The following is a 14,213-nucleotide window of genomic DNA, read 5'->3' as shown; positions in this document are numbered from 1 at the left end:
AAAGACTTATCATGTCAATCCAAAATAATTTACGCTCTATACAAGCTACACTTCCTGAAAATGTAACTCTTGTTGCTGTATCCAAAACCAAACCTGTCTCCGATTTAATAGAAGCGTATGAAGCGGGGCAACGGATTTTTGGTGAAAACAAAATCCAAGAAATGACTGACAAATGGGAAACAATGCCCAAAGACATTCAATGGCACATGATTGGTCACGTTCAAACCAACAAAGTCAAATACATGGCGCCTTTTGTAAGTTTGATTCACGGTGTGGACAGCTTAAAATTATTGCAAGAAATTAACAAACAAGCACAAAAAAACAACCGAGTAATTGATTGCTTATTGCAAGTCTATATTGCAGAGGAAGAGTCTAAATTTGGCTTAGATGAAGAAGAATTAAGTGAGGTTCTAAAACAAGTTCAACATGACACAAACGAATTCAATCACATCCGAATAGTCGGTTTAATGGGAATGGCGACCTTTACCGATAATAAAACCCAAATCAAGAAAGAGTTTTCTCGACTTAAAACTATTTTTGATCAATTTGCCAATCTTAATACTAAAAACTGTCAACTGAACACGCTATCAATGGGCATGTCTGGCGACTATAACCTCGCTATCGAATGTGGAAGTACCATGGTTCGAATAGGAAGTAGTATATTTGGAGGACGATAAACAATTTCAAAAGTCAATTACAAAATCAAAAATCAAGATAATGTAAATGTCAAAAGCTAAATTCAAATAAAAATGCAAAACAACCCACTTTTTAGCGAAAAAATATTCAATTTTGAAGATAGATTAGTTCGTTTTGCAGGTGAATGTATTTTCTTCACAAGAAATTTGAATAAGTCATTTGAAAACGAATATTACAAAAATCAATTGATTAGATCCTCTGGAAGTTCTTCGTTAAATTTTGGAGAGGCACAAGGATCAATAACCGATAAAGATTGCATATTTAAACTTGCATTAGTAGTTAAAGAACTGAAAGAATCAAGAAATTCTTTAAAAATATTAAATTACATCAAAGAAGGAAATGAAGTTATCAGAGACTCACTATTGATTGAAGTTGAAGAATTAATTGCAATTGCTTCTAAAATGATTATAAATAAAAAATAACTTTCAATAACAACTACAATATCAAAAAACAAAATGCAATCTGACTTACAATCGTAATTTATTGCTGCTTTTATTTGAAATTGATTTTTGAATTTGAATTTTGATATTGATATTGAAAATGTACTGCATACTCGACATAGAAACTACCGGAGGTCAATTCAACGAAGAAGGAATTACCGAAATCGCCATTTACAAATTTGACGGTCGCGAAGTGGTAGATCAATTTATTAGTTTAGTCAATCCTGAAATTCCTATTCAGCCCTTTGTAGTTAAATTAACAGGAATTAATAATGCCATGCTACGGTCGGCACCCAAGTTTTTTGAAGTAGCAAAACGCATTATCGAAATCACCTCAGACTGCGTTATTGTTGCGCACAACGCCTCATTTGATTACCGAATTTTACGAACCGAATTCAAACGTTTAGGCTACGATTTTCAAGCCAAAACATTGTGTACCGTAGAATTGTCTAAAAAATTAATTCCAGAACAACCTTCCTATAGTTTAGGGAAATTAGTTCGTGCTTTAGGAATACCTATGACAGACCGACATCGAGCTAGTGGTGATGCGATGGCAACCACCAAATTATTCAAAATGCTATTAGAAAAAGATATCGAAAAGCAAATTTTGAATGACTTTATCAAGCAAGAAATTCAGAAAGGAATTGCACCCAAATTATTGGATATTGTAGCGCATTTACCCTCCAAAACAGGCATATACTACATTCATAATGAAAAAGGAAATCTGATATATATTGGCAAAAGCCGTAACATTAAAAAACGAATCAACCAACATTTTACAGGAACTTCAACCAAATCGAAAAAGATACAACGAGAAGTTTTTACCGTAACTTACGAAGAGACAGGTAGCGAATTGATTGCCCTTTTGAAAGAAAGCGAAGAAATCAAAATCAACAAACCTATCTTTAATAGAGCGCAACGAAAAAGTATTTTTGAATGGGCTTTGTATGCAGAAAAAGATACAAATGGTTATCTAAATCTACGTTTGCAAAAAGCCGATGGGCGTAAAAAAGAAATCACTTCGTTTACTACCCTTCAAGAAGGTAAAAATGCTTTATTTAGAATTACAGCTCAGCACCAACTTTGCCAAAAATTAACTGGATTGTACCAGACTAAATCTGAATGTTTTCAATATAAAATCAAAGAATGTGATGGAGCTTGTATAGGTAATGTATCGCCAGAGGAATATAACCTTCGAGTACACGATTTTATTACCAAAAACAGTTTCGAAAAGCAAAATATGGTCTTAATTGATCGAGGTAGAACTATCAACGAACGGTCGGCTATATTAATAGAAAACGGCATTTACAAAGGATATGCTTTTTACGATTTGAATTATCAAGTAACTAATATCGACATCTTGAAAAATATTTTGATTCCGATGCAACACAACCGCGATGCTAAAACAATTATTCAATCTCAAATTAGGAAAAGTAAAACACTAAAAGTAATTTCGTTTTAATTTTAGGAGCTATTCCCGCTATCCGTTGCAATCTTTGTTTTTTTTGAAGAAAAAAAGCAAAGGATTTTCACTACTATCGGGGCTAAAACACGTTTAGAATTCACAACAAATGAAGTACCTCATTACAATAATTGGTCCAACTGCTATAGGGAAAACTTCCTTAGGCATTGCTTTGGCACAACATTTTGGTTGCGAAATTATTTCGTGTGATAGTCGTCAATTTTTTAAGGAGATGCGAATTGGAACTGCCGTTCCAAGTTCAGATGAATTAGCCGCTGCAACGCATCATTTCATTCAAAACAAATCGATTTTTGAAAACTATACCGTTGGCGATTTTGAAAAAGAAGCCATTGCAAAACTCGATGAATTGTATCAAAGTAATGATTTTGTCATTTTAGTAGGTGGTTCTGGTTTGTATGTCGATGCCATTTTAAAAGGATTTGATGCTTTTCCAGACATTGATGCTGTAGTACGTGAAGAAGTAACAGCTAATTATGAAAAATACGGTATCTCCTATTTACAAGAACAATTGCAACTTTTGGATTCCAACTATTTTCAAAAAATAAGCATTGAAAATCCACAAACTTTACAAAATCCACAACGCATGATGCGTTTTGTAGAAGTCTGTATTGGAACTGGAAAACCCTATTCTTCTTTCTTGAATCAAACCAAAAACAATCGCAATTTTACCCCAATAGTTATTGGTTTAGAAGCCGAACGTACTGTGATGTATGATCGTATCAATCAGCGAGTGGATATCATGCTCAATGAAGGACTTTTGACAGAAGCTGAGCAACTCTATCCGCACAAAGAACTTAACGCGTTACAAACTGTTGGCTATCGCGAACTTTTTACTTATTTTGACGGTGAATGCACTTTGGATTTCGCCATTGAAGAAATCAAAAAAAATACCCGTCGTTTTTCTAAACGCCAATTAACTTGGTTTAAAAGAAACGAAAATGCAAAGTGGTTTGATTACTTAACCGATAGAAACGAAATTATAGCATTCATTAAAAATATAATTCATAATTCATAACATGCCAATCTCTCCAAATTTCACTTCTGTTTTAAGCAAAGACTGGGAAATCAATTTTACCCAATGTGCGCCTAATGGCTATTTAAAATACACCGAATTATGTAATTTATTGCAAATGACGGCTGCAGCACATTCTGAAGTGGGAGGTATTAGTTTTACTGATATGCAAGAATTTCACCAAGCTTGGGTTTTGAGTAGAATGCGCGTAGAAGTGAGTTCATTACCTAAATGGCGTGACGTAGTCACAATAAAAACGTGGATTAATTCCTTAGAAAATTCCCGCTCGATTCGTGCCTTAGAAATGTATATCAATGGTGAAAAAATAGTGGGTTCCGAAACGTTTTGGGCGGTTTTCAATACACAACTTCGCCGTCCCGAAGCCTTGGCATTGCCTTACGAACATTTTGAATTATTTCCCGATAATAAAGCCACGCGAGAAACATTCTCTAAAATAAACCTCAACCACGAGAAAGAAATGGTATTTGAAAAGACCGTTCGTTTATCGGATTTGGATATTGTCAATCACGCCAATAATGTGAAATATTTAGAATGGTGTTTGGATTTAGCTGACGAAGCTAAACTACTCAATCAAGAAATTGAAAGTTTTGAAATGAATTTCATGAAAGAACTTTCGTTAAAAGATGAAGTGGTTATTCATGAAAATACAGCACAAAACACTTCTACTTTTAGCATTACTAAAGAGGACAAAACCTGCTTTGCTTTGCAATTGAATTGGAAAAATTAATTTGATTTAAAAAGTACTACAATTCTATAAAATTTCTTAAATTTAATTTTATGAAAAGCAATCAAAATTTTAGACTCTCTAGTTCCGAATCTGTATTCGTGAGAGAACCGCTTACAAGACTTAAAAATTTAATTTTCACGTTTAAGGTACAATATCATTTTATTAGGGCTTTTAGAATGATGCATTTTATTGGTCCTTGTGTTACTATATTTGGTTCAGCTCGATTTGGACCTAAAACGGATCATTATAAAAGTGCAGAGAAAATTGGAGCCGAGATGGCTCAACTTGGTTTTACTGTGATGACTGGAGGTGGACCTGGTATTATGGAGGCGGCTAACAAAGGTGCCTTTGAGGCTGGAGGCTACTCCGTGGGTTGTAACATTGTATTACCCATTGAACAAAACCCAAATCCATACCTCAATAAATGGATTTACATTCCTTATTTTTTTGTTCGAAAAGTTATTTTAGTAAAATATTCCTATGCCTTTGTGGTAATGCCTGGCGGAATGGGAACTCTTGATGAATTATTCGAAGCTTTAACTTTGATTCAAACCAAAATGATTAGTGGTTTTCCTGTCGTAATTTTTGACAAAGAATACCATAAAGAATTATGTCACCATATTGAAATCATGGCTAAAAATGAAAGTATTAGTCCTGAGGATATGAACCTTTTGTTTGTTACCGATTCTGTAAAAGAATTGGTCAATCATATTGAAAAAAACAGTATCAAAAAATTTGGCTTAATAAAAGAAAAATACAAACCTAAATGGTGGTTTGGAGAAACTAGATAGCGGATCGTCTATTGGCCAAACATTGCACAATTGCTTGTTGTAATTGGGCTGGATTGATTGGTTTTGAAATATAAGCATCCATACCACATTCCAGACATTTTTTCTTTTCCTTATTGAAAATCCCTGCAGTAAGGGCGGGGCGATAATAGCCGTTCTTTTAGATTGTTCTAATTGTCTTATTTCTAGCGTAGCTTCGTAACCATTCTTTTTAGGCATTTGTACATCCATTAAAATAATATCTAACGGAATACTATTGTATATTTTTACGGCTTGTTTTCCGTTACGAGCCTCATACAATATGGCTTTCGGAAACATTTGCATAAGTATTTTCTTGACCAATAACATATTAATTTCGTTATCCTCAGCAATTAATATTTTAATATTATCTTCTATTATTGAATCTGCTTCTGTAATTTTTGATATTTGAGCTGGATGTTTTTGTACTATCTCTTTTCTATTGACAGCCGTTCTAAACTGAATTGAAAAATAAAAATCACTACCCATACCATATTCACTAGTTAGAAAAAGTTGGCTTTGCATTAACTTCAGTAGTTGATTCGAAATAGACAATCCCAAACCAGTTCCCCCAAATTTTATGGATGTACTAATCTCTTCTTGTATAAACGAATCAAATATTTTTTCTTGATTTTGTTTTTTAATACCTATCCCTGTATCCTTGACCGAAAAATGGAGCGTGGAAAAATTACCGCAGGATTTTATTTCAGTAATGTTTAATGCTATAGTTCCCTCTTCTGTAAACTTAATCGCATTCCCAATCAGATTTACTAAAATTTGTTTTAATCGGATAGAATCTGAAAAAATAAATTGAGGAACATGCTCTCCAATTGTTAAAATGAGTTCAACACCCTTTGCATTTGCTTGTTGTTTAAATAAATTAATTACCTGATTAACTAATTCAAACAAATCTGTTTCTTCTACATTCAATTCTAAACGCCCCTCCTCTATTTTAGAGAAATCAAGAATATCATTAATAATTTCCATCAATAAAATTGCCGATTGATTGACAATCCCCATATATTCTATTTGATCATAATCTAACTTTGTTTTTAATAACAAATCCGTAAATCCAATAATCCCATTCAAAGGAGTTCTGATTTCATGACTCATATTCGCCAAAAAACTGGATTTAGCTTTATTAGCAGACTCCGCCTGTTCTTTAGCTTTAATCAAATCCGACTCCATTTGTTTGGTGTCAGTTATATCGATAAAACTAATTACAATCTCTGATAATTCTCCATTAAAATTTTTTAATGGAAAACCATTAATTAAAAGTAATCTACTATCGTTAGTTTGGGTCCGAAATACTTTGCCTCTAAAATTCTTAAGAGGTTGGCCCGTTCGTAATATAGTAATAACGGGATAGTCATCCACTGCTAATGGCATATCGTTTTCATCAAAAAATAACCATTGGTTGTCATAAATACTCCTATATTTCATTTCTTCAGACGTAATTCCTAATAATTCTGAAGCTTTGGGGTTACTCATTACTATTGAAGTTTCCAAATTATGAACCACAATACCTACGTCTAGATTGGAAATTAAATACCGGTATCTTTCTTCACTATTCTGTAAAGCATTCTTGACTAAATTCAAATCGGTAATATCAACTACTGTAATATGACAAAATTGTTTATCATCAGTTATAATTCCTGAAAGATAGGCATAATGTGTATTGATTTTAGGTTCCAAACATATTTCGCAACATTCTCTAATTTTATTGACGAAAATTTTATCAATAAAAATGTCAAATTCCATTTTTGAAGCATTACACAAAAAAGTCCTAAATTTTGTTTGCATCAAATTGATACGTTCAACCCCTAACATTACAGAACCTGTAAGATTAGCATCTATTATGATTCCTTCTCTAGAAAGGGTAAAATAACCTGACGGAGAAAAATCGTATAATTCAGTATATTTTTCAATCGCTGAATCGGCTTGTTGTTTTGCTAATAACAGCTCTTCATTTTGGAGTTCCAATTCAATTTGATGCACTTCTAATTCATGAATCAGCTTTAGTTTTTCTACTTCTGAGGAATCAACACCAAATCGTTCTAATTTCAATCGTTCTAAATCTGCTAGATTTTGACGAATTAAATCAATATTATTTAAATTCTGATCTGCATTTTCCATGAATAAAACCTTTATATTAGACTATAGTATTCACTATTCGTATTCGTAGTATTCTAAATATGCGTAACCTTATTAACTGTTATTTTTCTCGTATAAAAAATTGGATGATTTTTTTGTCTTTTGATTCATAAACATTTCCAAAACAATTGATTGTTCTGGACTGCTCATCAAAAGTTTGTATTGTAATATTTTCTTTGAATATAACCTCTTTATCATCTAATTCTAACCATTGCTTTTTTGTATTGAAAATAGATTTAAAAAAATCAATTTCCCAAATTGGTTTTTCAGCAACTTGTTCTTTTGTAGTTCCTAACCAATTGAGTAGTGAATAATTCAAATCAATTATTTTTCCAGTTTGCATATCTAAGAAAAATATCCCTTCTTTGGCAGATTCAAAAAAGTGACGGTAATTTTTCTCAGATATCAATGTTTCTTCGGCCTGATGTGCAATAGTTATGTCTGTAAAAGTGATTACTAGTCCATCTATCCTATCATCAATAGTTCGATAAGGTAAGATTCGAACATAAAACCATCTACCATCATTAGTTCCAATAGCATTCTGAACAGGTATTAAATCCTTAATTACTTGAGCTGCATTAATTCCCATTTCTGGATATAGCAAATCAGTTGTTAAGTCAGTAAAAGGCCTTCCTATATCTGTTAAACGAAGTTTAAATATTTTAGTAACAGAGTCTGTAAAACGTCTAATATTCAAATCTTTATCTACAAAAAGAGTAGCGATTTCTGTACTATTAAGCAAGTTTTTCATATCATTGTTGGCCTGCTCAAAATCAATCAATTTACTTTGTAATTCAGCATTTACTGTTTGCAATTCTTCATTTAAACTTTGCATTTCTTCCTTGGAAGTTGTCAACTCTTCATTGGTAGATTGCAACTCTTCATTTGTAGATTGTAATTCTTCATTAATAGATTTCAATTCTTCTTGAGAAGTTCTCATTTCTTCTCTTGTACTTTGCAAATCTTGATAGCATTTTTCTAACTTATCGTCCTGTTCGCTATGTAATGCAGCAGTTTTTAAGTTCGTCTCTTTCTTGTCTAATTTACTTGGCTCAACAATTACCGACACGTCTTCAAAAACAACCATAACCATACCTCGTACTGATACAGGAGCAGTGATTTGCTGCACGGTTACATTAACGAAATTAGTAGCCCCATTATTTTTAATTTTAATATTATTTAATACTACAGGATCATAACTTTGTAATGCTGTTCTAAAAGCATCAGGCAATTCATTTTTTATACCATCACGAGCCATTACATAAATATTCCAATTGGCTTTTCCTGCTACGGGTTCTAAATACTTACCTGTTTTTCCAGTTATGTAAATTATGTCTCCTTTTTCGTTTACCAAAACACTTGCTGGTGCAAATTGTTGTAGTAAAATTTGATCTGCGATAGATTGTATATTCCCTTCTGTTTTGATTGTAGTTTTATCTTTTGATATCATTTTTTTATTGTATAAAAAAGCATTTGGAAACTCATTAAGATCAGGTCTTATTGATGATTCTATGCGTTTAAAAAATTTTAATTTTGAATCGATTATCTCAAATCCTCTATTATTTCTGCCTAAGGTCTCTGCCGATCCTAATAATAAAACTCCTCCTGGCACCAAACTATAATAAAACAACTTCATCAGTTGCTTTTGCAAAGTTGGTTCCATATAAATTAACATATTACGACAGAATAAAAAATTCAATCGCGTGAACGGAGGGTCTTTAGTCACATTATGAGGTGCAAAAACTACCATTTCTCTAATCAATGAACATATACGATATCCTTCTTCCTCTTGTATGAAAAAGTTATTAATTCTTTCTAAAGAAACATCTTCTATAATATGTTCTCCAAAGAAACCTTTTCGAGCTTTGTCAATAGCATCTGTATCTAGATCCGTAGCAAATATTTGCAACGTTATATTCCTTGTTGGGGCAAGGGTATCAATCACTTCTTTAAAAATAATAGCCAATGAATATGCTTCTTCTCCTGTTGAACAAGCGGGAATCCAAGCCCGCAAAGTATATCCATCAGGCAATTGATTAATTACATCTGGTACTACCTGATTTTTTAGTTTTTCCCAAACTAAAGTATCTCTAAAAAAATTAGTAACTCCTATTAAAAGTTCTTTAAATAACAGCTCGACTTCTTTTGGGTTTTCTTTTAAGAAACGAACATAATTTTGAATTTTATCAATCTGATGAATCCCTTTTCTCCTTTCTACTCGTCTAATTAAGGTACTTTTTTTATATAAGGTAAAATCATGCCCCGTTTGTTCTCGCAATAAAACAATAATAGTATCTAAATTTTGTCTTTCTTTCAAAGTCATTCTCTCTTCATCATTAGCAATTGGTTTTGACTGTAAAAGCGCCATCAATTTAACGGGCAATTTATCTGCCGGAGCGACACAATTTGGATTCACTTTTGCAATAGCACTTTGAGGCATACTAGCTGATTTAGCATTTGTAGGATCTTGAACTAATACTAAACCTTTATTTTTTTTAATTTCCTTAATTCCTTCACTTCCATCAGATCCCATACCTGAAAGAATTATACCAACACTTTTGTCTAATTGATCCAAAGCCAATGAATGAAAGAAAGTGTCTATTGGCAATCGCAACCCCCTATTTTCATTAGGAATAGAAAGGTGTAAAAATCCATTTTCAATAGTTAAAGTCTTGTTAGGAGGAATAACATATATATGATTCGGGCAAACTTTAAGCTTATCCGTTATTTGAGAAACAGGCATCAAAGTAGTTTTTTGAAGCAGTTCAGGTAACATATTTTTGAAATTAGGATCCAAGTGTTGAATCACTACAAATGCTAATCCACTATCTGGTGGCATATTTTTGAAAAAGCTCTCTAATGCTTCAAATCCTCCTGCAGATGCTCCTATCCCAACAATCGTAAAGCTAGTACTTCTATTATTACCCCGTCCCGCAATTTTGCTTTCAATTTCCCTCATTTATATAAAAGATTACTAAAATTATATTCTTAATTTTATATTATAACCTCTTCAATTATTAAATAGAAATCTCTTTGAAAATTTATTTATTCAATAAAATCATCCAATTTAAATTTATGAATCGATTGAAATACCAAAAATCATTCCTATTGAAAACCAATTGTAACTTCATTTATTTGGGGACTTAACAAAGATAAAATCAACTGTTTTTATTAATAATTTGAAAACAAAATTTGTTACACTAAAAGTACAACTATTATTTTAAAAATTATAATTAATTTAATTTAACAAAAAAATAACAAACATTTGTATATACAAATAAAAAATACACTACATTTGTACCTACAAATTACATATATACAAATATGAAAATTGAACACGTATTAAAATCAACTGTACCCATGGATAATTCTAAAAAGATTATCATGAACATTATCTATACCCAAAATGTAATTACAGAAAATTTTAATGATATCTTAAAACCTTATGACATTTCTTCAGAGCAATTTAACGTGTTACGTATCTTAAGAGGTCAAAAAGGCAACCCTGCTAATATGTGTGTAATTCAAGAGCGCATGTTAGCTAAAACCAGCAATACCACTCGTTTAGTAGACAAGTTACTATTGAAAGAATTAGTGACTCGAGAAGTTTGTCCTGAAAATAGACGAAAAATAGAAGTGTTAATTACGCCAAAAGGATTAAATTTATTAGAAGAATTAGAACCAAAAGTGAAATTACACGAGCAATCTTTTTCAAAAAATTTAAGCGAAGAAGAAATGATGCAATTAAATGAATTATTAGAAAAATTTAGAAATCAATAAACAACAAATACAGTTATGAGTACATTTTTAGAAAATCAGAATTGGAGATACGCAACAAAAAAGTTTGATGCGTCAAAAAAAATCTCAACAGCCGATTTGAATACTTTAAAAGAAGCAATCCGTTTAAGTGCATCTTCTTATGGCTTACAACCTTACAAAGTTTTAATCGTTGAAAACCCAGAATTAAGAGCAAAATTAGTTGGTGCATCTTATGGACAAACACAAGTAGCCGATGCATCACATCTATTAGTTTTTGCTAACGAATTGAATTTTGGTGCTGCTGGAATTGATCAATTAGCAAATAACATTAGTGCAACTAGAGGTCTTCCGTTAGAAGCAATACAAGGATATGTAGATTATATGAAGGGTAACATTACGGGGTTACCTGAAGAAGTTAGAAATATTTGGACTTCAAAACAAACGTATTTGGCTTTAGGAAATTTACTAAATGCTGCTGCAGAACTTAAAATTGATGTAACACCAATGGAAGGTTTTGTTCCTGCTCAAGTAAATGAAATCTTAGGATTAGACAAATTAGGTCTTAATGCTACATTATTAGCACCTATTGGTTACAGACATACTGAAGATGATACACAACATTACAAAAAAGTAAGAAAATCAAACGAAGAATTATTTATCACACTTTAATTATTAATAACAATCAAATTTAAACACATGAAAAATTTAAAATCAATTGCGTTAGCATTAGTAGTAGCTTTAGCTACAGTATCAGTATCAGCTCAAACTAAAAAAATTGACGCTGCAAAAAGTTCAATTAACTGGTTAGCCAAAAAAGTAGGTGGACAACACAGTGGAACTGTAAACTTTAAAGAAGGGGCTTTAGTTTTCAAAGGAAAAAAAGTAACTGGTGGAAACTTCACAGTAGACATGACATCATTAACTGCGACTGACCTTACAGGAGAATGGTTAGGTAAATTAAACGGTCACTTGAAAGCCGATGATTTCTTTGGAACGGATAAATTCCCAACTTCTAAATTAGTTTTCAAAACCGTAGCTGTAAAAGCTGCTAACGTTTATACTGTAACTGCAGACTTAACTATCAAAGGAATTACTAAACCAGTAACTTTTGATTTAGCTACAACAGCTAACTCTGCTACATCTACATTTAAAGTGAACAGAACTAAATATGACATTACGTATAGTTCAGGAACTTTATTAACTACTCTTGCTGACAAAGCTATTGATGATGAATTTGAATTGACAGTAGCTTTGAAATTCTAATATTTCAAACTCAAACTACCAAAAGCTCTAACAATAGTTAGAGCTTTTTTTATATCCAAAACCAAAAATAGTTGCAAAATCGAATTCCTAATTCCTAATTCCTAACTACCTTTGCACTTTCAATAAATTCATTACTATGAACCTACAAAATATCCCACAAATCAAACATACAGATAGTGGTAACTTCTTTTTGCTTGCTGGCCCTTGCGCTATTGAAGGCGAAGAAATGGCTTTGCGCATTGCTGAAAAATTAGTTGGTATCACCGACAAACTTGAAATACCTTATGTGTTTAAAGGATCGTTCAAAAAAGCCAATCGCTCTAGAATTGATAGTTTCTCTGGAATTGGAGATGAAAAAGCATTGAAAATATTGCGTAAAGTATCCGAAACTTTTGGAGTGCCAACAGTTACTGACATTCATACCAATGAAGATGCTGATATGGCGGCACAATATGTAGATGTACTACAAATCCCTGCCTTTTTAGTGCGCCAAACGGATTTAGTAGTGGCAGCTGCCAATACCGGAAAAACGGTAAACTTAAAAAAAGGACAATTCATGAGTCCAGAAAGCATGAAACATGCTGTTCAAAAAGTATTGGATTGCAACAATCAAAACGTAATGGTTACCGATAGAGGAACTATGTTTGGCTATCAAGATATGATTGTTGATTTTAGAGGAATCCCTACTATGCAACAATATGCTTCTACAGTTCTTGATGTAACCCATTCCTTACAACAACCCAATCAAACTGCTGGTGTAACAGGTGGAAGACCAGATATGATCGAAACTATTGCTAAAGCTGGAATTGCAGTGGGTGTTGATGGAATATTTATCGAAACACACTTTGATCCTGCTAATGCAAAAAGTGACGGAGCTAATATGCTCCACTTAGACTATTTTGAAGCGCTAATGACTAAATTAGTCGCTATTAGAAAAACTGTAAATCAATTTTAATTAAATATCCCTAAATCGTTGAAAAAAATTATTTTATCTAGCGCTTTACTATTAGTTACACTTTCTGTATTTTCACAAGAAGCTATAAAAATTCAAGACAAATACACCGCTCATAACAAAGGAAAGTTCTTTGTCTCATGGGGAGGAAATCGTGAAACCTATTCAAATTCTGATATTCATTTTAAGGGAGCTGACTATGATTTCACAATCTATGATGTATCTGCTCATGACAAACCTAAAGGATGGCATATCGATTATATCAATCCAGGACGAATGACTATTCCTCAAACTAATTTTAGAATGGGGTATTTTATCAATGATCATTATAGTGTAGCTATTGGAGTAGACCACATGAAATATGTAATGGATCAAGACATAGCTGTAAATTATACTGGAACGTATCCTAACAGATATACTTATGGAGAAGCTTTACCTAACAATCAAGTATTATTAACGGAGCAATTTTTAACCTTCGAACACACCGATGGTTTAAATTATGTCAATACCGAAGTATCTCGTCACGATGATATTTCTAAATTATTTCATATTCATGATACCGACAAAGTACAAGTGAACTTAACTGAAGGTATAGGGGTAGGTTTATTATATCCAAAAACCAATGCTAAAGTATTCAGTAAAGAAAGACACGATGATTTCCATGTTTCAGGATATGGAGCTTCAATAAAAGCAGGCTTAAACGTTACGTTCTTTAAACACTTTTATATTCAAGGAGAATTAAAAGGAGGTTATATTAATATGCCAGATATCAAAACTACTTACAGTAACAATGATTCGGCTTCACAACATTTTTTATTCTTCCAAAGAATCATTGCTTTTGGAGGAATCTTCAAAATATAATTCCAATTCAAACTACTAAAAAAGGCTTCTTTCGAAGCT

13 protein-coding genes are annotated in these 14,213 nt (G+C 32.3%); 11 read left to right on the top strand and 2 right to left on the bottom strand.

Annotated elements, in window-relative coordinates:
* Positions 1–11 precede the first annotated feature (11 nt).
* The 6 genes from RMR09_RS06960 to RMR09_RS06935 all read left to right on the top strand — a co-directional run bounded on the left by RMR09_RS06960 (position 12) and on the right by RMR09_RS06935 (position 5,170).
* The gene (locus RMR09_RS06960; protein WP_310595075.1) at positions 12–677 is read left to right on the top strand and encodes a YggS family pyridoxal phosphate-dependent enzyme; all 666 of its coding nucleotides are present in this window, start codon (positions 12–14) and stop codon (positions 675–677) included.
* Between the two features lie 72 nt (positions 678–749).
* Positions 750–1,118, top strand: coding sequence for a four helix bundle protein (locus RMR09_RS06955; RefSeq protein ID WP_310595074.1), 369 nt, complete (start codon positions 750–752; stop codon positions 1,116–1,118).
* A gap of 118 nt (positions 1,119–1,236) precedes the next feature.
* A complete protein-coding gene (locus tag RMR09_RS06950) occupies positions 1,237–2,598 on the top strand; it encodes an exonuclease domain-containing protein (protein ID WP_310595073.1) in 1,362 nt (453 codons plus the stop codon).
* A gap of 109 nt (positions 2,599–2,707) precedes the next feature.
* Complete coding sequence (miaA, locus tag RMR09_RS06945) at positions 2,708–3,634, top strand: tRNA (adenosine(37)-N6)-dimethylallyltransferase MiaA (RefSeq protein ID WP_310595072.1); 927 nt, start codon at positions 2,708–2,710, stop codon at positions 3,632–3,634.
* Position 3,635: 1 nt separating this feature from the next.
* Complete coding sequence (locus RMR09_RS06940; protein WP_310595071.1) at positions 3,636–4,379, top strand: acyl-ACP thioesterase domain-containing protein; 744 nt, start codon at positions 3,636–3,638, stop codon at positions 4,377–4,379.
* Between the two features lie 50 nt (positions 4,380–4,429).
* The gene (locus RMR09_RS06935) at positions 4,430–5,170 is read left to right on the top strand and encodes a TIGR00730 family Rossman fold protein (RefSeq protein ID WP_310595070.1); all 741 of its coding nucleotides are present in this window, start codon (positions 4,430–4,432) and stop codon (positions 5,168–5,170) included.
* Here RMR09_RS06935 and RMR09_RS06930 read toward each other — a convergent pair.
* Together RMR09_RS06930 and RMR09_RS06925 are read right to left on the bottom strand one after the other, a co-directional pair.
* Positions 5,120–7,321 (bottom strand): ATP-binding protein, encoded by a 2,202-nt coding sequence (locus RMR09_RS06930; RefSeq protein ID WP_310595069.1) that lies wholly within the window; start codon positions 7,319–7,321, stop codon positions 5,120–5,122. The two genes, RMR09_RS06935 and RMR09_RS06930, sit on opposite strands and share 51 nt — an antisense overlap.
* 79 nt (positions 7,322–7,400) lie before the next feature.
* The gene (locus tag RMR09_RS06925) at positions 7,401–10,298 is read right to left on the bottom strand and encodes a chemotaxis protein CheB (RefSeq protein ID WP_310595068.1); all 2,898 of its coding nucleotides are present in this window, start codon (positions 10,296–10,298) and stop codon (positions 7,401–7,403) included.
* A gap of 365 nt (positions 10,299–10,663) precedes the next feature.
* On the opposite strand from RMR09_RS06925, the gene RMR09_RS06920 reads away from it, so the two are divergent.
* The 5 genes from RMR09_RS06920 to RMR09_RS06900 all read left to right on the top strand — a co-directional run bounded on the left by RMR09_RS06920 (position 10,664) and on the right by RMR09_RS06900 (position 14,174).
* Positions 10,664–11,119, top strand: coding sequence for a MarR family transcriptional regulator (locus RMR09_RS06920; protein ID WP_310595067.1), 456 nt, complete (start codon positions 10,664–10,666; stop codon positions 11,117–11,119).
* Positions 11,120–11,134: 15 nt separating this feature from the next.
* Positions 11,135–11,767 (top strand): NAD(P)H-dependent oxidoreductase, encoded by a 633-nt coding sequence (locus RMR09_RS06915; protein WP_310595066.1) that lies wholly within the window; start codon positions 11,135–11,137, stop codon positions 11,765–11,767.
* Positions 11,768–11,794: 27 nt separating this feature from the next.
* Positions 11,795–12,361, top strand: a complete 567-nt coding sequence (locus tag RMR09_RS06910) for a YceI family protein (RefSeq protein WP_310595065.1) — start codon at positions 11,795–11,797, stop codon at positions 12,359–12,361.
* A 136-nt stretch (positions 12,362–12,497) separates the two neighbouring features.
* Complete coding sequence (kdsA, locus tag RMR09_RS06905; protein ID WP_310595064.1) at positions 12,498–13,316, top strand: 3-deoxy-8-phosphooctulonate synthase; 819 nt, start codon at positions 12,498–12,500, stop codon at positions 13,314–13,316.
* An 18-nt stretch (positions 13,317–13,334) separates the two neighbouring features.
* Positions 13,335–14,174: a hypothetical protein gene (locus RMR09_RS06900; protein WP_310595063.1), complete on the top strand. Its 840-nt coding sequence runs from the start codon at positions 13,335–13,337 to the stop codon at positions 14,172–14,174.
* Positions 14,175–14,213: the final 39 nt, after the last annotated feature.

The organism is Flavobacterium sp. (assembly GCF_031537875.1).
In the GTDB taxonomy this organism is placed as follows: domain Bacteria; phylum Bacteroidota; class Bacteroidia; order Flavobacteriales; family Flavobacteriaceae; genus Flavobacterium.
This window is presented reverse-complemented; position numbering and strand designations above follow the sequence as displayed.

Bases quoted from the DNA above. Each gene is read 5' to 3' on its own strand.
- RMR09_RS06960 (WP_310595075.1), top strand. From the start codon at position 12: ATGTCAATCCAAAATAATTTACGCTCTATACAAGCTACACTTCCTGAA.
- RMR09_RS06955 (WP_310595074.1), top strand. From the start codon at position 750: ATGCAAAACAACCCACTTTTTAGCGAAAAAATATTCAATTTTGAAGAT.
- RMR09_RS06950 (WP_310595073.1), top strand. From the start codon at position 1,237: ATGTACTGCATACTCGACATAGAAACTACCGGAGGTCAATTCAACGAA.
- miaA (WP_310595072.1), top strand. From the start codon at position 2,708: ATGAAGTACCTCATTACAATAATTGGTCCAACTGCTATAGGGAAAACT.
- RMR09_RS06940 (WP_310595071.1), top strand. From the start codon at position 3,636: ATGCCAATCTCTCCAAATTTCACTTCTGTTTTAAGCAAAGACTGGGAA.
- RMR09_RS06935 (WP_310595070.1), top strand. From the start codon at position 4,430: ATGAAAAGCAATCAAAATTTTAGACTCTCTAGTTCCGAATCTGTATTC.
- RMR09_RS06930 (WP_310595069.1), bottom strand. From the start codon at position 7,321: ATGGAAAATGCAGATCAGAATTTAAATAATATTGATTTAATTCGTCAA.
- RMR09_RS06925 (WP_310595068.1), bottom strand. From the start codon at position 10,298: ATGAGGGAAATTGAAAGCAAAATTGCGGGACGGGGTAATAATAGAAGT.
- RMR09_RS06920 (WP_310595067.1), top strand. From the start codon at position 10,664: ATGAAAATTGAACACGTATTAAAATCAACTGTACCCATGGATAATTCT.
- RMR09_RS06915 (WP_310595066.1), top strand. From the start codon at position 11,135: ATGAGTACATTTTTAGAAAATCAGAATTGGAGATACGCAACAAAAAAG.
- RMR09_RS06910 (WP_310595065.1), top strand. From the start codon at position 11,795: ATGAAAAATTTAAAATCAATTGCGTTAGCATTAGTAGTAGCTTTAGCT.
- kdsA (WP_310595064.1), top strand. From the start codon at position 12,498: ATGAACCTACAAAATATCCCACAAATCAAACATACAGATAGTGGTAAC.